This is a genomic window from Campylobacter concisus, from assembly GCF_002913225.1.
Taxonomy (GTDB): domain Bacteria; phylum Campylobacterota; class Campylobacteria; order Campylobacterales; family Campylobacteraceae; genus Campylobacter_A; species Campylobacter_A concisus_J.
Genome location: NZ_PPAW01000040.1, coordinates 80,957 through 101,689 on the forward strand (window position 1 = coordinate 80,957; position 20,733 = coordinate 101,689).

Annotated in this window: 21 protein-coding genes, 1 tRNA gene and 1 pseudogene; 18 read left to right on the top strand and 5 right to left on the bottom strand. The window is 37.7% G+C overall.

What is annotated here, in order from left to right:
- Positions 1-10: 10 nt before the first annotated feature.
- The 17 genes and pseudogenes from atpD to CYP26_RS06985 all read left to right on the top strand — a co-directional run bounded on the left by atpD (position 11) and on the right by CYP26_RS06985 (position 14,781).
- Positions 11-1,408, top strand: a complete 1,398-nt coding sequence (gene atpD / locus CYP26_RS06905; RefSeq protein WP_002939420.1) for a F0F1 ATP synthase subunit beta — start codon at positions 11-13, stop codon at positions 1,406-1,408.
- Between the two features lie 18 nt (positions 1,409-1,426).
- Complete coding sequence (gene atpC, locus CYP26_RS06910) at positions 1,427-1,816, top strand: ATP synthase F1 subunit epsilon (protein WP_002939398.1); 390 nt, start codon at positions 1,427-1,429, stop codon at positions 1,814-1,816.
- Positions 1,817-2,401, top strand: a complete 585-nt coding sequence (locus tag CYP26_RS06915) for a MotA/TolQ/ExbB proton channel family protein (RefSeq protein ID WP_009294341.1) — start codon at positions 1,817-1,819, stop codon at positions 2,399-2,401.
- A complete protein-coding gene (locus tag CYP26_RS06920) occupies positions 2,402-2,800 on the top strand; it encodes a biopolymer transporter ExbD (RefSeq protein WP_002939405.1) in 399 nt (132 codons plus the stop codon).
- Position 2,801: 1 nt separating this feature from the next.
- Entirely contained in the window at positions 2,802-3,749 is a 948-nt protein-coding gene (locus CYP26_RS06925) for a TonB C-terminal domain-containing protein (protein ID WP_002939376.1), read from the top strand.
- A gap of 24 nt (positions 3,750-3,773) precedes the next feature.
- Positions 3,774-5,030 (top strand): Tol-Pal system protein TolB, encoded by a 1,257-nt coding sequence (gene tolB, locus CYP26_RS06930; protein WP_103630872.1) that lies wholly within the window; start codon positions 3,774-3,776, stop codon positions 5,028-5,030.
- A 64-nt stretch (positions 5,031-5,094) separates the two neighbouring features.
- Positions 5,095-5,601 carry an OmpA family protein gene (locus CYP26_RS06935; protein ID WP_002939415.1) on the top strand — a complete coding sequence of 169 codons (507 nt, stop codon included), beginning with the start codon at positions 5,095-5,097 and terminating at the stop codon, positions 5,599-5,601.
- A gap of 13 nt (positions 5,602-5,614) precedes the next feature.
- Positions 5,615-6,457, top strand: coding sequence for a tetratricopeptide repeat protein (locus CYP26_RS06940; protein ID WP_002939416.1), 843 nt, complete (start codon positions 5,615-5,617; stop codon positions 6,455-6,457).
- Between the two features lie 55 nt (positions 6,458-6,512).
- Complete coding sequence (locus CYP26_RS06945; protein ID WP_258031450.1) at positions 6,513-7,097, top strand: FKBP-type peptidyl-prolyl cis-trans isomerase; 585 nt, start codon at positions 6,513-6,515, stop codon at positions 7,095-7,097.
- Between the two features lie 9 nt (positions 7,098-7,106).
- A complete protein-coding gene (fabD, locus tag CYP26_RS06950) occupies positions 7,107-8,036 on the top strand; it encodes an ACP S-malonyltransferase (RefSeq protein WP_103630874.1) in 930 nt (309 codons plus the stop codon).
- Positions 8,033-8,716, top strand: a complete 684-nt coding sequence (locus CYP26_RS06955) for a 5'-methylthioadenosine/adenosylhomocysteine nucleosidase (protein WP_103630875.1) — start codon at positions 8,033-8,035, stop codon at positions 8,714-8,716. Before fabD ends, CYP26_RS06955 begins: the two co-directional genes overlap by 4 nt.
- The gene (locus CYP26_RS06960) at positions 8,713-9,471 is read left to right on the top strand and encodes a tRNA 2-thiocytidine biosynthesis TtcA family protein (RefSeq protein ID WP_103630876.1); all 759 of its coding nucleotides are present in this window, start codon (positions 8,713-8,715) and stop codon (positions 9,469-9,471) included. The genes CYP26_RS06955 and CYP26_RS06960 overlap by 4 nt, the downstream gene beginning before the upstream one ends.
- 137 nt (positions 9,472-9,608) lie before the next feature.
- On the top strand, positions 9,609-10,712 hold the full coding sequence (locus tag CYP26_RS06965; protein ID WP_103630877.1) for a Cj0814 family flagellar-dependent secreted protein: 1,104 nt from the start codon (positions 9,609-9,611) through the stop codon (positions 10,710-10,712).
- 112 nt (positions 10,713-10,824) lie between these two features.
- A pseudogene (locus tag CYP26_RS06970) lies at positions 10,825-11,991 on the top strand (Cj0814 family flagellar-dependent secreted protein).
- A gap of 12 nt (positions 11,992-12,003) precedes the next feature.
- Positions 12,004-12,807 (top strand): cell surface protein, encoded by an 804-nt coding sequence (locus tag CYP26_RS06975; RefSeq protein WP_103630878.1) that lies wholly within the window; start codon positions 12,004-12,006, stop codon positions 12,805-12,807.
- Positions 12,808-12,822: 15 nt separating this feature from the next.
- Positions 12,823-13,956 carry a Cj0814 family flagellar-dependent secreted protein gene (locus CYP26_RS06980; RefSeq protein ID WP_103630879.1) on the top strand — a complete coding sequence of 378 codons (1,134 nt, stop codon included), beginning with the start codon at positions 12,823-12,825 and terminating at the stop codon, positions 13,954-13,956.
- A gap of 12 nt (positions 13,957-13,968) precedes the next feature.
- Positions 13,969-14,781, top strand: a complete 813-nt coding sequence (locus CYP26_RS06985) for a cell surface protein (protein WP_103630880.1) — start codon at positions 13,969-13,971, stop codon at positions 14,779-14,781.
- Between the two features lie 81 nt (positions 14,782-14,862).
- Here CYP26_RS06985 and CYP26_RS06990 read toward each other — a convergent pair whose 3' ends face one another.
- The 5 genes from CYP26_RS06990 to CYP26_RS07010 all read right to left on the bottom strand — a co-directional run bounded on the left by CYP26_RS06990 (position 14,863) and on the right by CYP26_RS07010 (position 18,219).
- Positions 14,863-15,570: a hypothetical protein gene (locus tag CYP26_RS06990; RefSeq protein WP_103630881.1), complete on the bottom strand. Its 708-nt coding sequence runs from the start codon at positions 15,568-15,570 to the stop codon at positions 14,863-14,865.
- A gap of 82 nt (positions 15,571-15,652) precedes the next feature.
- Entirely contained in the window at positions 15,653-16,753 is a 1,101-nt protein-coding gene (locus CYP26_RS06995) for a Cj0814 family flagellar-dependent secreted protein (protein ID WP_258031446.1), read from the bottom strand.
- A 134-nt stretch (positions 16,754-16,887) separates the two neighbouring features.
- A tRNA-Leu gene (locus tag CYP26_RS07000) sits at positions 16,888-16,974 on the bottom strand.
- Positions 16,975-17,045: 71 nt separating this feature from the next.
- Positions 17,046-17,348, bottom strand: coding sequence for an HU family DNA-binding protein (locus tag CYP26_RS07005; protein WP_012001719.1), 303 nt, complete (start codon positions 17,346-17,348; stop codon positions 17,046-17,048).
- A 124-nt stretch (positions 17,349-17,472) separates the two neighbouring features.
- Complete coding sequence (locus CYP26_RS07010; protein WP_103630882.1) at positions 17,473-18,219, bottom strand: YaaA family protein; 747 nt, start codon at positions 18,217-18,219, stop codon at positions 17,473-17,475.
- A 141-nt stretch (positions 18,220-18,360) separates the two neighbouring features.
- Between CYP26_RS07010 and CYP26_RS07015 the strand changes: the two genes are divergently transcribed.
- Complete coding sequence (locus tag CYP26_RS07015; protein WP_103630883.1) at positions 18,361-20,676, top strand: flagellin; 2,316 nt, start codon at positions 18,361-18,363, stop codon at positions 20,674-20,676.
- The last annotated feature ends 57 nt before the right edge of the window (positions 20,677-20,733 follow it).

The following is a 20,733-nucleotide window of genomic DNA, read 5'->3' on the forward strand; positions in this document are numbered from 1 at the left end:
AGGAGTATGAATGAAGGGTGTTATTAGTCAAGTTATGGGCCCTGTGGTCGATGTTGACTTTAATGACTACTTGCCGAAGATCAATGAAGCTATCGAAGTTTTCTTTGAGGTTGAGGGCAAGAAACATAAACTAATATTAGAAGTTGCTGCTCACCTAGGTGATAATAGAGTTAGAACTATCGCTATGGATATGAGTGAGGGTCTGACTCGTGGCTTAGAGGCTAAGGCGCTTGGTGCACCTATAAGTGTGCCAGTTGGCGAAAAAGTTTTGGGAAGAATTTTTAACGTAGTTGGCGATTTGATCGACGAGGGTGAAGGTATAAATTTCGATAAGCACTGGTCTATCCACCGCGATCCTCCTCCATTTGAAGAGCAAAGTACAAAGAGTGAAATTTTTGAAACTGGTATCAAGGTAGTTGACCTTCTAGCTCCTTATGCGAAGGGTGGTAAAGTAGGTCTATTTGGTGGTGCTGGTGTTGGTAAAACGGTTATTATTATGGAGCTTATCCACAACGTTGCGTTTAAACACAGCGGTTATTCTGTATTTGCAGGTGTTGGTGAGAGAACTCGTGAAGGAAATGACCTTTATCACGAAATGAAAGAAAGTAACGTTTTGGATAAAGTTGCCTTGTGCTACGGCCAAATGAACGAGCCACCAGGAGCAAGAAACCGTATCGCGCTAACTGGTCTTACAATGGCTGAGTACTTCCGTGATGAGATGGGACTTGACGTTTTGATGTTTATCGATAACATCTTCCGTTTCTCTCAGTCTGGTGCAGAGATGTCAGCTCTACTAGGACGTATCCCATCAGCTGTTGGTTATCAGCCAACTCTTGCAAGTGAAATGGGTAAATTCCAAGAGAGGATCACATCAACTAAAAAAGGCTCAATCACGTCTGTTCAAGCTGTTTATGTTCCAGCTGACGACCTTACAGACCCGGCTCCTGCGACTGTTTTTGCTCACCTTGATGCCACGACAGTTCTTAACAGATCGATTGCAGAAAAAGGTATCTATCCAGCTGTTGATCCACTTGATTCAACATCAAGAATGCTCGATCCTCAAATTTTAGGAGCAGATCACTACAAAGTGGCTCGCGGCGTTCAAGCTGTGCTTCAAAAATATAAAGACCTTCAAGATATCATCGCTATCCTTGGTATGGACGAGCTTAGCGAAGAAGATAAGCTAACAGTTGATAGAGCAAGAAAGATAGAGAGATTTTTATCTCAACCATTCTTCGTTGCTGAAGTATTTACAGGTAGCCCTGGTAAATATGTAAGTCTTGATGAAAATATCGCTGGCTTTAAGGGAATTTTAGAAGGTAAATATGATCATCTACCAGAAGCAGCATTTTATATGGTCGGAAATATAGATGAGGCTTTAGCTAAAGCTGAGAAACTTAAGGCTTAAATTTAAAAAGGAAGCGTAATGGATAAATTACATTTAGAAATCGTAACTCCTCAAGGTCAGATATTTAATGATGACGTGAGTAGTGTAGTGCTTCCAGGTAGCGAGGGTGAGTTTGGTGTTTTACCAAACCACGCCTCATTAATATCTCTTTTAAAAGCAGGTATTATAGATATAGAAGATAAGCATAAAAAGCACGATGTAGTTGCTATCAACTGGGGCTATGCAAAGATTGACGAGGGCAAAGTAGTTATACTAGCTGACGGCGCGGTCTATGTCTCTGGCAATAGTGAAAGCGAGCTTGCAAATTCATTAGAAGCTGCTAGAAATTTGATAGAGAGTATGAGTAGTGATACAAATGCCTTTGCAGCAACTATATCAAAAATGGAAAATGTAGTGAGAGCAAGATAAGTGGGCGGAATAGATATATTTTTAAATTACATTCAAAGAAGTAGTTTTATTACAATTATAGTTTTAACTTGGTTGTCAATATATTTTATAGTTAGTTTTACAATTCTTTTTTCAAGAATGGCTGGCATAGGAGCTTGGCAAAAACGCGAGCAAAATGCGCTTGAAGCACTACTTATGGGCGCTAAGAATATACCAAATGACTCGTCTTTAAAGAAATGCGCAAGCGGTAGAATTTCAAAAGAAAAGCTAAATGTCTGCATAAGCATTGCAGAAAAGAATGCTACAAGTGGGCTTACATGGCTTAGCGTAATAGCTTCTACTTCTCCTTTTATCGGTCTTTTTGGAACAGTTGTATCTATCTTGGAGACATTTTCACAGCTAGGAAATGGCGCAGGTTCATCTCTTGGAGTTATAGCCCCAGCTATCTCTGAAGCACTTGTTGCGACAGGTTGTGGAATTTTTGTTGCCATCCCAGCATATACATTTAACTTGCTTATAAAAAGAAAAGCTTACGAACTAATGAGCGTTATCGAGCGTCAAGCTGACGTTATGATAGCACTTAAAAAAGATGATGAGACGTTATAAATGGCTCTTAAATTTGACGACGAAACACCAGAGCTAAACATAACGCCTCTTGTTGATATCATGCTTGTTTTGTTGGCTATTTTAATGGTTACAATGCCAACTATAACATATCAAGAAGATATAACATTGCCAGATGGCTCAAAGGCAAAGACATCTACATCCAAACAAAAAGATCTTATAGTCTCTATAAACGCACAAGGACAAGTTAGGATAGATCAAAGTACAATGAGCCTTGCTGAACTCCCAGATAATATTGCGCTGATGAGTGCAAAATATGACAAAACCTCGCCTATATACATAAAGGCTGATAAAAATTTAAAATACGATGATGTTATGTTTGTATTAAAGACTTTAAAAGGTGCTGGTTTTAATAAAGTAGCTTTAGAGACAAACGGTTAAGATGCCTAATAAAGTTAAATTTCCAACGCTTAGTTCGTTTTTTGTAGCGTTTTGTATTTACATTATCATTGTGCTTGCTTTGTTTATAAAGCTTACTTTTTTTAGCGAACCTCCTAAAAAATATACTGATGACAAAGATGCTATTATGGATGTAGTTATGGTTGATAGAGAAGTTGATCAAACCATAAAAGCACCAAAACAAGCAAAAGAGGTTGTAAAAGAGACCAAACCAGAACCAAAAAAAGAGTCAGAAGAAGATAAACAAGAGACTACAAATAAACCTGTTGTGCCAGATGAGCCATTGCCAACCCCAAGCTTGCCAACTCCTCCAAAAGAAGAGCCAAAACCTGAGCCTAAAAAACCAGAACCAAAGCCTGAAATTCCAAAACCTAGCGAAGAGCCTAAAGAGGATGTCAAGCCAGAGCCTAAACCTGAGCCTAAACCTACACCAAAGCCAGTTGAAAAGCCAAAACCAAAAGAGCCAAATATAAAAGACCTCTTTAGTGACATAGATTCTACTAAGCTTAAAAAAGATGATGGTATAAAAAAGGCTGAAAATAAAGTGCAAAGCCGCAAAAAAAGCGAGGCTTCTAGCTCAAAAGCTGCAAAAGAGGCTAGCGACATAATTAAGAGTTTAAAGATAGATCAAAACCCAACAGCTCCAAAGTCACAAATGACTGGCACTTATGATCCGTTGATGGGTGCGATAACAAAACAAATTCAAAGAAGATGGCAAAGCTATAAAGCCGACTCTGCAAACCTTGCCAAAGTAAAAGTCATGATAGATCAAAGTGGAAATTTTAGCTATGAAATTTTAGAGTTATCATACAATGAAGAGTTTAATGCAAAGGTTAGAGAGTGCCTGGAAAAGCTTACTGCAGAGAAATTTCCATTTAATCCAGACAAAAGTACTACTTTTAATTTAAATTTAGAAGATAAAATAAACTAAAATTTATAAATTTACGGAGTAGAGATGAAGAAAATTTTTCTTTTTTTGTGCGTTGCTCTAGGGCTTTATGCTGCTGATGCGACCATATCTGTTGTAAACCAAGGTGTTGCTCTGCCAAAGATAGCTTTGCAAGATGCAACTACAGCTGTTAGTGATGCAGGCTTTAGAGATAAATTCTTTAAGATTATGCTAGGCGACTTGAAAGTTAGTTCTGACTTTGAGGTTATCGAAGATCACGTGCCTTCAACCTACGAAGGAACGGCAGCTACAAATACAATGAGCGACAAAGGTGTTGAGCTTATCTTTAGATATGCTCTTGAGGGTTCTATGGGCTCACCTCTTACTTTAAGAGTAAAACTCATCGACGCAAAGACTGCAACTACAAGGTATGAGAGAGTATATAACATGCCTGATGGTGCGAAGTATCCGTTTTTGGCACACAAAAGCATAGTTGAGCTAACAAATGAGCTAAATTTACCACCAGTTGGTTGGATGGAGAAATTTATCATTCTTGCAAAATATACTTCAGCTCGCCAAAGCTCTATTATAGTGGCTGATTACACACTTACATATCAAAAGACAATCGTAAGCGGTGGTCTAAACATCTTCCCTAAATGGGCAGGCGCTGATCAAAGTAAATTTTACTATACATCTTATGTGAATAATAAACCAACTTTGTTTAGATATGACCTAAATTCAGGCACAAAAACGAAGATAATCGACAGCGTTGGTATGCTTATAGCTTCAGACGTTAGCAAAGATGGAAGCAAAATTTTATTAACTATGGCGCCAAAAGATCAGCCAGATATTTTTATCTACAACACAGGTAGTAAGAATTTAACTCAGATAACAAACTATCCAGGCATTGACGTAAATGGAAATTTTGTAGATAATGACAGCAGAATAGTTTTTGTTTCAGATAGACTTGGATATCCAAACATCTTCGCAACACCTGCAACCTCAGGTGGAAGTGTTGAGCAAATGGTATTTCATGGTAAAAACAACAACTCAGTAAGCACTTTTGAAAACTATGTAGTTTATTCAAGTAGAGAAGCTAGTGGTGGTTTTAACATCTATCTGATCTCAACTCAAACAGATTTTATCCGTCAGCTTACAGCAAATGGTAAAAATAACTATCCAAGATTTTCAAGTGATGGTCAAAGTGTCGTATTTATCAAAGAACTTGGTGGTCAAAGCTCGCTTGGAGTTGTTAGATTAAATGAGAACAGAAGTTTCCAATTTCCACTAAAAGTAGGTAAAATTCAATCTATTGATTGGTAATATTCTGATAATATTTAAAAAAAATATGTTATAATTCGACCAAATTTTTCAAAAAGGATAAGGAATGAAAAAAGTAGTTCTAGCAAGTGTTGCAGTTGCAACTTTATTGTTGAGCGGTTGTAGCTCTAAAAACCCTGAAGTTGATATGAATGCAAATTCAAATCAATCTGCAGATAACTCAGGTAGCATGAGTGATGCTGATAGATTAGCAGCTCTTATCGCTAACATCGAGAGCCAAGTTAAAAGTGTATACTTTGACTTTGATAAATTCAATATCAAAGCTGATCAACAAGGTGTTGTTAGCTCAAATGCATCAGTATTCAACCAAGCTGACGCTCAAGCTCTTTCTATAAAAGTAGAAGGTAACTGCGACGAGTGGGGTACAGATGAGTATAACTATGCTCTTGGTCTAAAACGTGCTAAAAGTGCTAAAGATGCTCTTGTAAGAAATGGCGTTAGCGCTGATAGAATCGCTGTAGTAAGCTTTGGCGAAAGCAACCCAGTTTGTACAGACAAAACAAAAGCTTGCGATGCTCAAAACAGACGTGCAGATTTCAAAGTGCTTCCTTAATCTGTAAGTAATAATGAATAAAAAAATAATCATTGCGGCTCTTCTTGGAGCCGCTTTCTCTATAGGTTCAGCTCAAGAAGTTTCAGCATTTGATGCAGGCAATATGGATAGCGCAAATCCATACGGTCTAACAGATGATGAAAAAGCAACTCTAAGTAACAAAAGAAGCGTTCAAAATATCGAAGAAAACATGGATAATGTTTCAGAACAACTTCAAGGTTTGCAAAGCTTGATCGAGAGTATGAGTGCTAGGATGAACAAGCTTGAGCAAAGAATGAACGATATCGAAACCAAAGTAAATGGTGGTATAAGCGATTCTGGTGTAAGTTTAACATCGCTAAAAGCTTACGTTGATGAGACTAGAGATATACAAGATAAAAACTATAAAAACATTACTGCTGCCTTAAATAAGTTAGGCGCGATAATGGATAAAAACGCTGCTCAACCAAAGCAAAATGCAAATCCAAAACAACAAAATAAGCCAACTTCAAATTTTAGTGGCAAAAGCGACAAGGACATTTTAGCTGACGGCATTAAACTATTAAATTCTGGTAATAGCACAGAAGCAGCTGAATATTTTGAATACTTAAATAAAAAAGGCTATAAAACTGGTGCTTCAAATTATTATCTAGGCGAAGTTGCTTATAGTCAAAAATCATACAGCACAGCCATACAATACTATAAAAAAAGTATACAAAGTGAAGATAAGGCTGACTACACTCCAAAACTTTTGTATCACACAGCTATAAGCTTTGATAAGATAGGTGATACTCAAAGTGCAAATAGGTTTTATAAGGCTTTAAAAGTAGGCTATCCAGATAGTAAAGAAGCCAAAGCTGCTCCCAACAGAAACTAAAATTTACTCTTTTTTAGATATAATCTCGCATTAATCAAAACTAAATTCCAAGGAGATTATTGTGAGTAAAGATCAAGTTATAACTATGTTTTATGAGCTAAAAGACGCTAATACTGGCGAAATTTTAGAGTCAAATATGCAAGAAGGTGGTCAAATTTCTTTTATTACAGGACATGGCCACATTATAGAAAAGCTTGAAGAAGAAGTTGGCAAACTAAAATCAGGCGACAAAGCTACTATAAATATCAAAGCAGCTGAGGGTTGTGGCGAATACAATAAAGACGCCATCCAATCACTTCCAAAAGAGCAATTTGCCGGTATAGACCTACATGAAGGCATGGAGCTTTTTGGTCAAAATGAAGATGGCTCAAGTGTTCGCGTCATCGTTAAAGAGATCAAAGATGACGAAGTGACAGTTGATTTTAACCACCCATACGCTGGCAAAGACTTGCTATTTAATGTTGAAATTTTAGAAGTTAGAGACGCTACTGAAGATGAAAAAGCAACTGGCATGGTGGCAGGTGCTCACACTTGCGGTTGTGGCGGACATGATCATGATCACGAGCATGAGTGCTGCGGTGGTCACGGACATGGCGAAGGTGGTTGCGGTTGTGGCGGTCACGGACATCATCACCACTAAGAAGTCAAAATGAAAAAATTTGCTTTTATTTTTGCGGGTCAAGGCTCGCAAAGTGTTGGCATGGGGAAAGACTTTTATGAAAATTTCTCTTCGGCAAAACTTCTATTAAATGACGCTTGCAACGACACAGGCATCGATTTTGAAGAGCTTTTATTTACACAAAATGATAAGCTAGACAAGACAGAATTTACCCAACCTGCCATCGTTTTAAACTCGCTTATGAGCTACCTGGCATTTTCAAATTTCATAAAAGCCAAACCAGAATTTAGCCTAGGGCACTCGCTAGGAGAATTTACAGCTCTTGCCGTTAGTGGCGCATTTAGCTTTGTTGAGGCGATTAGACTTGTAAATTTACGTGGTAAATTTATGCAAGAAGCCTGCGTTGGCAAAGATGCTGGCATGATGGTGGTGCTTGGACTTAGCGATGAAGTCGTTGAGGGGATTTGCAAAGAAGCGCAGGATGAAGGCTTAAAAATTTACGCTGCAAACTACAACTGCGATAGTCAGATCGTTGTAGCTGGTGTGAGGTCTGACCTTGCAAAATACGAGGCAAAATTTAAAGAAGCAGGTGCAAAAAGAGCGATGCTTTTAAATATGTCAGTAGCTAGCCACTGCCCGATACTTGAGCCAGCTAGCGTTAGGCTAGCAAGCGAGCTAGAAGGAGTTTTAGCTGCGAATTTTACCCCAGTCGTTTCAAACGTAAATGCAAAAATTTACACTGATAAAAAAGAGGCATTAGTGCTTTTAAAAGAGCAGCTAACGCATCCAGTTCGTTATAAACAAAGCATTAAAAACTATGAAAATGAGGTTGATTGCTTTATCGAGCTTGGTGCTGCGACATTAAAAGGCATAAACAAAAAGATCACAGAAAAACCGACATACAGCGTCACAGACATGGCGAGCCTTGAAGAGGTTGTGAAGATTTTGGAGGAGAGATGATAGCGATACTTGGAGCGATGCAAGAGGAGATCACACCTATCCTTGAGATGGTGGGAGAGTATAAAACCACAGAGTACGCAAACAACAAATTTTACGAGGCAAACTACAAAGGTAAGAACCTAGTCATCGCCTACTCGAAGATCGGCAAGGTAAATGCGGCGATCACTGCGACCTTGTTGGTAGAGAAATTTAAGGCTTCAAAGCTGCTTTTTACAGGCGTTGCTGGCTCACTTGATGAGAATTTAAAAATAGGCGATATGTTATATGCCATCAGCCTTGTGCAGCACGACCTTGACATCACAGCTTTTGGTCATCCATACGGCTTTGTGCCAGGGACAAGTATCTTTGTTAAGAGCGATGAGGGTCTAAATGAGCTAGCTAAAAATGTCGCTAGTAAAAAGGGCATGAGGCTAAATTCAGGCATCATCGCAACTGGCGATCAGTTCATCTGCGACAACGAGAAAAAAGAGTGGATCAAAAAGATATTTAATGCGAGTGCTACCGAGATGGAGGGTGCGAGCGTTGCGCTAGTTTGCGAAACGCTTGGCGTGCCATTTTTCATCCTTAGAGCCATCAGCGACGGAGCTGGCAACGAGGCTGAGTTTGACTTTGATAAATTCTTGCAAGACTCAGCAAACGTGAGCGCTAAATTTATCCTAGAAATGGTGGAGAGCTTATGATAAAGCTTAGCAAAAGGCTACTAAGGCAGGTTGGTCAGACAAACGCTAGATACAAGATGATAGAGGGTGGAGATAAGATCTTACTCGGCCTTAGTGGCGGCAAAGATAGCCTCGCGCTCGCTCACGTGCTAAAGCACATCCAAAACGTCACGCCTGAGAAATTTGAGTTTAAGGCAGTGACGCTAAGCTACGGCATGGGCGAAGACTACGCGTATCTTACCAAACACTGCAACGAGCATGGCATAGAGCACGAGGTGATCGATAGCTCGATATTTGAGATATCAAAGGAGAAGATACGCAAAAATTCTAGCTTTTGCAGCTTTTTCTCGCGTATGAGAAGAGGATATCTTTACACCTATGCGCTAAAGCACGGCTTTAACAAGCTTGCGATCGCTCACCACTTGGACGATGCGGCGGAGAGCTTTTTTATGAATTTCACCTACAATGGCGCGCTAAGGACGCTTGCTCCAAAATACAAAGCAAAAAATGGCATCGTCGTGATCAGGCCATTTATCTTTGTGCGTGAGAGACAGCTTCGCGAAAATGCGATCAAAAATGAGCTAAGAGTTGTTGGCGATGAGGCATGTCCTGCGATGAGATTTGACGTGAAGATGCCACACGCTAGATATGAGACCAAGCAGCTTTTGGCAAATTTAGAGAAAGAAAATCCAAAGCTCTTTACATCGCTTAAAGCAGCATTTGAAAATATCCACACAGATACATTTTTTGGTATCAACGAAGGCAGTGAAGAGTAAATTTAACTCTTCATTTTTGCCCTTAAAGCTAAATTTAAAACCAAATTTCTTACAACACATCCAAAAAGTAAAAACACATTTTGTAGCAGGAACGCTCCTTGCTTACTAAATATAAATTTGATAAGCAAGGATCGTAAATGAGCATTTTTAGTGTTAGCACGCAAAAGTATAGCTCAGTAGCTACTGAGGCAAAAGCAAGGAAACTTCAAAAAGAGCAGTCTGAAAGTGTCAAATTTCAAAACGCTCTTGCAAATAATGAAAAAACAAAAGACATTGCACAAAATTTACAAAGACTTGAGCTTACAAAAGACACACAGCAAAGCATTTATAGTGTGAAATTTAAAGATAAAAACGAGCTAGCTTATCAAAGCGATAATGCTGGCTTTATGGATGCTAGCTTTAATAAAGCAGCCGGCTTGCCACAGGACTTTAAGCTTCACAAAAGCACGATAAAAGAGTTTCTAAACTTCGCAACAAAGCAAAATAATATAAATAGTGTCCTTTATAGCAACGCAAGCGGCAAGCTTTTTGACAATGACGTCTTTGAAAATATCGACATAGCAGACACGATAGGTCAGTATTACGCTATCTTTTCTCAGGTAATGGGCAAGAGTTTAAATAAAGATGGTTTTACAGATAGCGACCTAGCAAATCTGCCAAAAGGCTACATCTCGCAAGGGATGAAAGGCATCGATTTTAACGCAGACTTGAGCGATAGATCAAATATTGATTTTTTAAATAGTCGCAAAAACGAGGTCGTTACAAACATCTTTAGTAGCGAAGATGAAATGAAGCTCGCATCAAATTTTAGCGAAGATCTAGCAAAACTAGGCATAAAAACGAACCTTAAAAAGCTAAATTTTGCAAATTTAGAGCAGGAAAATAGTGGTGGCTTTAACCCAGACGTCTCTTACTATAAAACGGAGTCTGGTTACAAAAAAGAGGCTTTGTTTATTAGCTTTTTAAAGTCAGAAAGTCCTGCGATCCTAGAAGGTGGAGAGACTGCGCTAAAGCCTGAAGTCTTGCTAAATAACGCCTTCATCGCTGCCAAGACGAAGGATCATAGAAACAAAAGCTTGAGCGATGTGGCTAGTCTTAAAAAGCTAGCAGAAGATAGAGAAAATTTTAAAAATTTAGTGCTTGAGCTACTAAAAAATAGCACCATAAAGCCAAGCGAGGATAATATAAATTTAGCTTTTAACGAGCTAAATCAAATTTATGCCCTAGGCAGACAAAAGTAGTTTAGGCATCTCTTAAGATCGGCATTTGCTCTATCAAAAGTAGCTAAATTTACTAGGTAAATCTTTTCACAAAAAAGACGATATCTTTGGTATGAAGCTAAAAGGATATTAGATGATAAACGCACTTGGTAGCTACCCCTTAAATTTAGAACAGAACATAAAGGTATCAACCAAAGTTGCCACCAACCAAACGAGCTCAGAGGTTTTAGGCTACAAGGTAGATAAAGATGGCTACTTTACAGATGAGTTTAATAAACAAGCTGGCATACCAAGTGATTATAAAATTCACTCAAGCACACTGGAGTCGTTAGTAAATGTTGCAGAGGGGACTTCATTTTTTAGTCGCACCTTTAAAAGCATAGATATAGCAAAGACTGCTGGCAATGCCTATAAAATACTCTCGCAAGTAGTTGGCGAAGATATACTAAACTCAAAAGAAAGCTTTAGCTTAGATGAGATAAGAAATTTCCCTCAAGGCTTTGAGTATAACCGCCAAAGTATGCAAGTAACAAAAATTCATAATTCTATTTACGACTTCGATGCAGCTGCTTCTAGTTTTAACTACAAAGAGTCAAATAAGCAGATGATAAGCACGCTCTTTTTCAACCCAAGCTTTAGCGGTGGAGATGGCAGGCAGCCACTAAAGCCAACAACAGATATCTTTAACAACAATAATGGTGGCAAGGAGAGTGTGGGAAGTGGTGTTTTTATCGATCCGCACGGCGAAAGATATACTAATAAAGATGGCTCTATAACCAAAGGTGGCCTTTTAGCGGCCGTCATAAATAGCAACCTTGACGTCAAAGAAGGTGAAACGACCGTTTTTGGAAAGAAGCAAGGCTTTGATAAGAGCATAGATAGTAAAGAATTTAGTAGAGCATTTGAACTATTTGAGCTTATGGGTGAGATGAAATTTGGAGCAAATTTCAACAAAGCAAGCGACTCTGATCTAGCTGGTATGCCTGAATATATGCAAGAGTATGTTAAGTATAAAAGAGACCTTGTCTATGTAGATCTAACGACTGGGTTTGTCGGTAAGTATTCAGATGAAGAAGACGAACTCTCATTTAAAAAGATGATGGAGCATAATCTAAAAATGCTAAAGCTACTCTTTGGTTAGATAGACAAAGATGGTAAAAAGAGCAAAGACTTTATGGATAGCTTTTTGAAATTTAGTATGCCACCTTTAAATTTAGTAAAAGAGCTAAATGAAAACCCAGCTGGAAAATACCTAGTAGATATGCTTGGTATAAAAAGAGATGTTGATATAAAGGCGTAGGGGGGAGCTTAAATGATAACTAGCATAAACGGACTTAGCAATACACCAATACAAGACAACACTATCCACAAAGAAAATGTAGCCAAAGAAGGCAAGCAAGATAAAAGCGTCATCGAAGAAAAATTTGATTACTCAAAGTATATGTTTAGACCCTGGACTGATAATGTAAAAGAATTTATTGATATAGACCAAAGTAAAGAGGGCTGGATAACAGATACTATCAATCGAATAGATAATATGCTATCTGATTACCCCATGAAAGAAAGAAGAGCTTTAGCATCAAAATACCCTCCAGAAACTATGGAAGAATTTAGAGTTGGAGAGTTACAAAGCTATATGGATTGGCTACTTACCAACTCTGTTGATGGCAAGCCAACCATGTTAGGAAAATTAATAGGTATCGGCACAAAAGAAGAAGAAGATGAACTAGATGCTTTTATGGAAACTATGTCCTCCCTTTATCCAAATAATAATGACGAGTCGCTTAGTCTTTTAAATAGAACCGATCTAAGCATAGATGAATTTAAGACTTTATTTGCCAAAGCAAGAGAAAAAGCTACAAATGATGTTGCAGAACAAAGAAAACAGATAATCAAAGAAGAACAAGAATACAATGCAAATTTTGCCAAAGAACAGGCTGAGAAGAAATTTAAACCTATGCAGGTTAAGAAGAAGTATGAGACCTATGATATAAATAAGGATCAAAAATTTATCTATGCAAGAGAGCTTTTAAATTTCAAAGAAAAAAGAGGCATAGATGTCTTAGAACTTATGCAAAAGATAGATAAGAAGCAAATTTTAAATAAGATGGCTTAAATTTAAAGGATCAATATGATAAACGCACTTGGTAGCTACCCCTTGAATTTAGAGCAGAACATAAAGGTATCAACCAAAGTTTCTACACACCAAACTAGCTCTCTAGTTTTAGGCTACAAGGTAGATAAGGATGGCTACTTTACAGATGAGTTTAATAAACAAGCTGGCATACCAAGTGATTATAAAATTCACTCAAGCACGCTGGAGTCGTTAGTAAGATCAAATGACATAATGGATCCAGACATCAAGAATTTTAAAAGTATCGATATAGCTAAAACAGTTGGCAACGCTTATAGGTTGCTAGCTCAAGTAGTTGGCGAAGACACGCTAAATTCGAAAGAAAGCTTCAGCCCAGATGATATAAGAAATTTCCCTCAAGGCTTTTCTTATGATCGTCAAAGTCTGCAAGTAGATAAAAGATATGCTAGTGCTAGTGAGTATTCTGCGGTAGAAGATAGCTTTGTGCATACGCCAACAAAGACCATAAGCACGCTCTTTTACAATGGCTCTTTGTCTATTGCGGCAGACAAGCAGATACATCCAAAAAACGTAACATACATCTTTAACAACGCAAATGGCGGTAAAGAAAACAAGGTCATTGGTATATTTATGGATCCACACGGAGAGAAATACACTAATCAAGATGGCTCCGTAACCAAAGGTGGCCTTATAGCTGGCGTGCTAAATCACAACCTAGACATATACGAGGGCGAAACCACTGCGATAGGAAAATATGGCGGCTATGATAAAAACATCAACACAAAGGAATTTCAAAGGTCATTTAATGCCTTTAATGCTATGTGGCAAATGGCTTATGGGATAAATTTCTCAAAAGCAGATGATGGTGCTGTCTCTATGTTGCCTGATTATATGCAAGATTATGTAAGACACAGACAAAGCCTTGATAAATTTAGCGACCAAGAAGACGAACTCTCATTTAAAAAGATGATGGAGCATAATCTAAAAATGCTAAAGCTACTCTTTGGTGAGATAGACAAAGATGGTAAAAAGAGCAAAGACTTTATGGATAGCTTTTTGAAATTTAGTATGCCACCTTTAAATTTAGTAAAAGAGCTAAATGAAAACCCAGCTGGAAAATACCTAGTAGATATGCTTGGTATAAAAAGAGATGTTGATATAAAGGCGTAGGGGGGAGCTTAAATGATAACTAGCATAAACGGACTTAGCAATACACCAATACAAGATAGCACTATTCAAAAAGAAAATGCAACAGAAAATGTAGCCAAAGAAGGCAAGCAAGACAAAAACGCTACCGAAGAAAAATTTGACTACTCAAAGAATCTTTTTAAACCCTGGAGCGAAACTATAAAAGAATTTATAGATATAGACAAAAGCAAAGAGGGCTGGATAACAGATACTATAAATCGAATAGATAATATGCTATCTGATTACCCCATGAAAGAAAGAAGAGCTTTAGCAGCAAAAAGAGAACCAGAAAATATGGAAGAATTTAGAGTTCGCGAACTCCAAGATTACATGGACTGGTTGCTTACAAACTCTGTTGATGGCAAGCCAACGATAGTTGGTAAAATGGTTGGTCTTGGCACAGCAGAAGAGGAGGCGGAACTAGAAGCTTTTGTAAATTCATTTTCTGAAGATACGATGATGAGCAATGATGGTGCTGCTTTGTTTGTTAGAGCTGATCTAAGCATAGAAGAGTTTAAGAAGCTTTATAGAGAAGATGTAGAAAAAACTACAAAAGAGCATAAAGAATTTCTGGCCAAACTACACAAAGAAGAACAAGAATACAATGCAAATCTTGCCAAAGAGCAAAGCGAGAAGAAATTTAAACCTATGCAGGTTAAAAAGAAGTATGAGACCTATGATATAAACAAGGATCAGAAATTTCTCTATGCAAGAGAGCTTTTAAATTTCAAAGAAAAAAGAGGCATAGACGTCTTAGAGCTTATGCAAAAGATAGATAAGAAGCAAATTTTAAATAAGATGGCTTGATGGATAAAGCAGAACGAGGATCATTCTCTATCTTGTCATGGGATGACTTAGTGGTGGCTTGTGCTAGATATAAAGATAAAGCTAAACCCTTTTATCGACAACTTTTTTACCATTTTCTTCAAGTTTTTGCATAATGCGAAGCACATCGATACCTCGTTCTCTCTCAAGTTCTTGAAGTTTGAGCAAATATGAAAATTTCTCATCCTTAGTAATGTCATAAGTTTCAGTGTTTTTGCTATGCCCCTGAATAGGCTTAAAAGATTCTTCTTTTATGTCATTTGAGCCTGACTCATTGTTTTTATTATTTAAAATTCTTTGAGCTTCTTCATTCATAGCATCTACTTGTGCGAAAAAATCTTCATTGCTCTTTTCTAGCTTCTCTGCCATCCTTGCTCTATCTTGTAGCCAGCGTTCTTTAAATTCACTGATACTAAGATCAGCTGAGTTTAGCAACTCGTCGCTAATATCATCAGATATCATTGGCATAAAATCGCCTGTCTTGCTCTCTTGTATAAAGCGCAACAAAGAATTTGCTTCGTCCTTGCTTATCGAGCTATCAAGTCCTGTTGCTTTACCCCAAATGGTTATCCTACCATCAGCTGCAATACCGCTCATGTAGTTACCAAAAATGCGCTGTAGAGCGCTATTTGCTACAGCATTATTGCTATCATCGTTTATTTTATTTTTATCAGGTTGTTGCTCTGCTTTTGTTTGTATGTTTTTCTCTTCCGCTCCAGCTGGCTCATACCTCATATTTTGATATGTAAATCCATTTACACTGCTTATCATATTTAAAAGCCTTTTGTTTGAGTGAAAATTTCTTAGTTTGTAAATCGATCTTTCAACAATTTAGTTTATATATGACTTCTATCTACACAAAAGTCTTACTAATAGAACTTATCTTCTCACTCCAAGAATTTGCTAGAGAATTTATATCCTCTCTAGTTGGCTTAAATTTCTCATACTCGTTTGAAGTGACACTCTCTGCGTTAATGTTCTTTGATCTTGCATACATTAAAAGGGTTAGCTCTTTAAGTCTCTCTTTTATGAGTGCTTTTATGCTCTCACTATCCTTACCAACCTTTTCAAAATCCACAAAGTACTCTTTATGCTCTCCGGTGCTTGAGATATCATTTAGCGTAGTGCTACTAAGCTTAGTCTTTGCACTATCGCTTGGTAGCGGTCTAGAACTACGTAAAAAACCCATAAAAAGAGCCTCTTTGCTGTAACTTTCATCTAACTTATAAAAAGAGATATCAGGATTAAAACTAAACTCATCACCTGCTTCGCTCATCGTAAAATCAACCTCTTTTACTATGAGCCTAACGCCTGCACTTGATAGCTCTTTGCTAAGAGTTTTGGCGCTCTTTAGCTCATCGGCGCTAGAGTAGATGTTTGAGATAGTGGAGCTTGATAGATCTTTTAGCAAATGTCCTTTGGCATCATAGTGAGTGCCTTTTGTGCTGTAGCCTTTTGGTAGTTTACCTATATCTGCAATGGTGTAGCTCTTTTTATCATCGCCTAAAGCAGAGGTCATTTGGTCAAATAGTCTGTAGTAGTGCTTTATAGTGTCGGCCATATCGATGTTATCAAAGATCTTTATCTGCTCGTCCTTACTCTTGATGCGGTTTAGCACATGGTTGCGCTCGGCAAATCTACTAAGCTCATCAAGTGTGCTTTTGTGGATTTTAAAGTCCTGTGGCAAGCCTGCTGCTTTGTTAAAATCAGCTCCCATAAAGCCTGCCTTATCTACTGTGTAGCCATAAGCTTGGAGATCACTGAAATTTAAAGAGATGAGGCTGTTTTGTGAAGAAGTGGTATAAGTAAATTTAGCAGGCTCTTGGCTTGGCTTACTACTTTCTTCTTTGGTCTTTTGGTTAAAAACATCACTAAAATTTGCAGATCTATTTTGTTTGTGTTGTTGCTTGGTGTATGAATTTATATTGGTGCTTAAGATGCTAATATCATTCACGGTTTGCCTCCTAGCTTCTTTTATGTTTAAAGCAAAAGGTGTTCCAGCGAGTGATTAGTATTTCTTACTCTGTTATTATTCTGTAAAAAATAATTACTTGTAATGATATATATCATTTATAAGATATTGTATAATGGTGCCCGAGGTCGGACTCGAACCGACACAAGGTTGCCCTTATCAGATTTTGAGTCTGACGCGTCTACCAGTTTCACCACTCGGGCTAAGTTAAGATTGAAATTTTAAATTTGTGAGAAGAAAGAAAAAGGGGAGAGTTGCTCCCCGAAAAAGAAAATTATTTCTTTTTACCTTTTTTAGCAGCGCCAGCAGCAACTGCTTCTTTAAGTTTTTTGCCAACTTTGAATTTGACTGCTTTGCTAGCAGGAACGTCGATTACTTTCTTAGTTCCAGGAACTCTAGCTTTCCTTGCAGCTCTGTCAGCAGTACCGAAAGTACCAAAGCCTATAAAGCTAATTGTATCGCCTTTTTCAAGAACCGCTTGGATTGTCTCCAAAGTCGCATCAACAACTTTTAGAGTATCTTTTTTTGAAAGACCAGCCTTGTCGGCAACCGCTTGAATAAATTCAGCTTTTTTCATGAACCATCCTTTTAAGAAGTTATGCGGCAATTCTACACTCTTTTAAAAAAAAATACAATACTTTTTCCCTAAATTTAGCTCTTTTTTTGCATTTTTTTAGTAAAAAAGACCAAATTTTGAACTCTCACTCACAAATTTCAAACGTAATCTCGTTTTTTAGCCCTATTTTTTTCATATCCACAAGTTTTAAATTTTCAAAATTTAGAGCCATTAGCTCATCTTTGTTTGTCACTTTAGCATTTGCGATCTGGCGCAAAACCTCACCTCTATAAGCTTTTGCATGGTGGCTTAGTATCTTTTTATTTTTCAAGAAACAAAATGTTGTAAATTCTTTCTTTATCACATAAAATTTTTCGTAAAATTTAGCTCTAAGATCTAAAATATCATCATTTTCTAAAAAGCTATCGACCGCCTTGCTAAAATTTTGCTCATAAAATTTTGAAATATCAAAGCCAGCTAGCTTTTCGCCTTGCTTTAGTTTGTACTCTGCTATCTCATCTTTTGCTAAAATTGGCCCAAATAAATTTGAAAATATTAAAACATTATTATCTATATATTTTTGAGCATCATCGCTTAGCCCGCGGTAGTTTAAGTGCTTGTAGGCAACGCCGTCATATCTTAAGATAGCTTTTATGCTGCCTTTTTGAGATAGACTTTCTCGTAGCTGCTCGCTATCTTCAAGCTCTTTTAGTCCAAAAAGCTTTTTTATCTCGTCTAAATTTGCACTTTTTAAAAACTCATCATATTTATTTAAAATTTCAGCCCTTTTGCTAAAAAGCTTGGGAAATATCAAATTTTTACCATCAAATTTATCACTTGTGTTTAGAGAAATTTTGCTTTCGCTTGGTGAGAAGAGGATTTTTAACGCCATTTTCTTTCCTATTTTATATATGTAAATTTTGGCAGATTATACAATAAAACTTTTTTGCACTAAAAAAAATCAAATTTTCACCGATATATCACAAAGCGGAATTATTCTTGCTTAGAGTGAATAAAAATTTAGGGAAAAATTATGAGAATTACAAATCAACTACGTTTTAGTCAGACTTTGCACGACTATCAAAAAAATATGGTTGGCGTAAATAAAAGCTATCAGCAGCTCTCAAACGGACTTAAAATACAAGATCCATACGACGGCGCTGCAGTTTATAACGATGCTATGAGGCTTGATTATGAAGCGACCACTCTCACTCAAGTGGCAGATGCTACTGGTAAGTCAGTAAATTTTGCAAAAAACACAGACAATGCACTGAAAGAATTTGAAAAACAGCTTGAAAATTTTAAAACAAAAGTTGTTCAAGCAGCCAGTGACGTGCATAGCACAACATCTCTTGAAGCTTTAGCAAACGACCTTCAGGGCATCAAAAACCACCTTGTAAATATCGCAAATACCTCTATAAATGGGCAGTTTTTATTCTCAGGAAGTGCTGTGGATACTAAGCCGGTAGATGGCTCAGGCAAATATCAAGGCAACCGCGACTATATGAAAACTTCAGCTGGCGCGCAGGTAGAGCTTCCTTACAATATCCCGGGATTTGATCTATTTTTAGGAAAAGATGGCGACTACAACAAAATTTTAACAACAAACGTGATGCTAGCCGATCAAACTAGAACCGACATCTCCTATGCACCAAAATATCTTGACGAAAATAGTAAGATAAAAAATATGATCGGTCTAAACTACGCTAGCGACTCAGTCGTGGGCAGTGGCGGCTCTTATAAAGGCACGATCGAGCCAGATTTCGACTTTTTGGATACTTCAAATGTAAATTTCCCTGACACATACTTTTTCATGCAGGGCAAAAAGCCAGACGGCACGACATTTACAAGTAAATTTAAGATGAGTGCTGATACGTCAATGGCTGGTTTGATGGAGAAGATCGGTATGGAATTTGGCAACACAAAGACGACAAAAGTTGTTGATGTGAGCATAAATAACGACGGACAATTTAATATAAAAGACCTTACTAAAGGCAATCAAACGATAGACTTTCACATGGTTGCAGCTACTTCTGTGGCGGCAAATCGTGGTGCGATAGCTCCAAACAATACTCTTGATACGGTAAATTCGTTACAAAGCCTTGAAAATATGGCAAATGCTGTGCCAAAAACGGTTCATATAACTGAATTTACAAAGAGCAAATACCTTGATAAAGATGGAAATTTGACAAACGCATTTGACTATGACAAAGTTAGATTTGAGCGAAAAGACAATGAACTAATAGCAAATTTACCTCAGGTAGCTAGAAGAACGGGTGAGTTTGCAACTGATCAGACAAAGCTAAGTGAGGTTTCTGGCACAAAAGAGAGCTACAATAGAAATTTATACCCAAAAGATGTCGATGCTAGAAAAAGAGAGCTTTACAATATAGATAATCAAGAGATAGGTCTTCAAGTAAAATCAATAACTGGCACAATGTATGACATCAAAGTAAAAATGGGCGAAGCAGGTGGCGTAAATACCCCAGTGCAGTTTCAAATAACATCAACAACAGCTGCTGGCGTGGTATCTCCAACTAGAAATTTGACCGTCTATAACTCAGATGAATTTGGCAGTTACAGAACCTATGCAAGCGACTTTACATATCGCCAGCTAATGGACATCGTAGCGATGGCTGCAAGCGATAACATCCCAAATCCTCCACACGCAGAAAATGCGAACTTTGATACAGATATCGAAAAGGTAAGAAGAGATCAAAACTATAACGCCTATAAAGATGCTTTGTCAAAGACTAAAGGTGCAGTAGAGGTAAATTTAGACGATAAGGGCAGGATGGTGCTAACTGACAAGACAAAATCTGTCACAAATATAGAGCTTACTATGTATGATGCAAAAAATGGAGATATATTTGACGGAGATAGCACTGGCATGAACACCGCTGGCGCTGCAAGTCATCCTCAAGGAAAGGGCTCAGTATTTAGCTTTAACGAAAATAATGCTTTAACTATCGATGAGCCAAGCACAAGTGTCTTTCAAGACCTTGATGATATGATATTTGCCGTTAGAAATGGCTACTATAGAGCTGACTCTGAGAACCACGATCCGCGAAATACCGGCATGCAGGGTGCTCTAAAAAGGCTTGATCACCTTATAGACCACGCAAACAAAGAGCTTACAAAGATCGGCTCTCAAACCAAGCTTTTGACATCGACAAAAGAGCGCGCAGAGGTCATGAAAGTAAATGTACTAACTGTTAAAAATGACGTCATAGACGCAGACTATGCAGAGTCATACCTTAAATTTACACAGCTTTCACTCTCATATCAAGCTACTCTTCAAGCAAGCGCTAAGATAAATCAACTAAGCTTGCTAAACTACCTAAACTAAAATGATAAATCAGCAGGCCTAGCTTGCTGATTTTTTAAAAATTAAACTCAAGCGTGC

Bases quoted from the DNA above. Each gene is read 5' to 3' on its own strand.
- atpD (WP_002939420.1), top strand. From the start codon at position 11: ATGAAGGGTGTTATTAGTCAAGTTATGGGCCCTGTGGTCGATGTTGAC.
- atpC (WP_002939398.1), top strand. From the start codon at position 1,427: ATGGATAAATTACATTTAGAAATCGTAACTCCTCAAGGTCAGATATTT.
- CYP26_RS06920 (WP_002939405.1), top strand. From the start codon at position 2,402: ATGGCTCTTAAATTTGACGACGAAACACCAGAGCTAAACATAACGCCT.
- CYP26_RS06925 (WP_002939376.1), top strand. From the start codon at position 2,802: ATGCCTAATAAAGTTAAATTTCCAACGCTTAGTTCGTTTTTTGTAGCG.
- tolB (WP_103630872.1), top strand. From the start codon at position 3,774: ATGAAGAAAATTTTTCTTTTTTTGTGCGTTGCTCTAGGGCTTTATGCT.
- CYP26_RS06935 (WP_002939415.1), top strand. From the start codon at position 5,095: ATGAAAAAAGTAGTTCTAGCAAGTGTTGCAGTTGCAACTTTATTGTTG.
- CYP26_RS06940 (WP_002939416.1), top strand. From the start codon at position 5,615: ATGAATAAAAAAATAATCATTGCGGCTCTTCTTGGAGCCGCTTTCTCT.
- fabD (WP_103630874.1), top strand. From the start codon at position 7,107: ATGAAAAAATTTGCTTTTATTTTTGCGGGTCAAGGCTCGCAAAGTGTT.
- CYP26_RS06955 (WP_103630875.1), top strand. From the start codon at position 8,033: ATGATAGCGATACTTGGAGCGATGCAAGAGGAGATCACACCTATCCTT.
- CYP26_RS06960 (WP_103630876.1), top strand. From the start codon at position 8,713: ATGATAAAGCTTAGCAAAAGGCTACTAAGGCAGGTTGGTCAGACAAAC.
- CYP26_RS06965 (WP_103630877.1), top strand. From the start codon at position 9,609: ATGAGCATTTTTAGTGTTAGCACGCAAAAGTATAGCTCAGTAGCTACT.
- CYP26_RS06975 (WP_103630878.1), top strand. From the start codon at position 12,004: ATGATAACTAGCATAAACGGACTTAGCAATACACCAATACAAGACAAC.
- CYP26_RS06980 (WP_103630879.1), top strand. From the start codon at position 12,823: ATGATAAACGCACTTGGTAGCTACCCCTTGAATTTAGAGCAGAACATA.
- CYP26_RS06985 (WP_103630880.1), top strand. From the start codon at position 13,969: ATGATAACTAGCATAAACGGACTTAGCAATACACCAATACAAGATAGC.
- CYP26_RS06990 (WP_103630881.1), bottom strand. From the start codon at position 15,570: ATGATAAGCAGTGTAAATGGATTTACATATCAAAATATGAGGTATGAG.
- CYP26_RS07005 (WP_012001719.1), bottom strand. From the start codon at position 17,348: ATGAAAAAAGCTGAATTTATTCAAGCGGTTGCCGACAAGGCTGGTCTT.
- CYP26_RS07010 (WP_103630882.1), bottom strand. From the start codon at position 18,219: ATGGCGTTAAAAATCCTCTTCTCACCAAGCGAAAGCAAAATTTCTCTA.
- CYP26_RS07015 (WP_103630883.1), top strand. From the start codon at position 18,361: ATGAGAATTACAAATCAACTACGTTTTAGTCAGACTTTGCACGACTAT.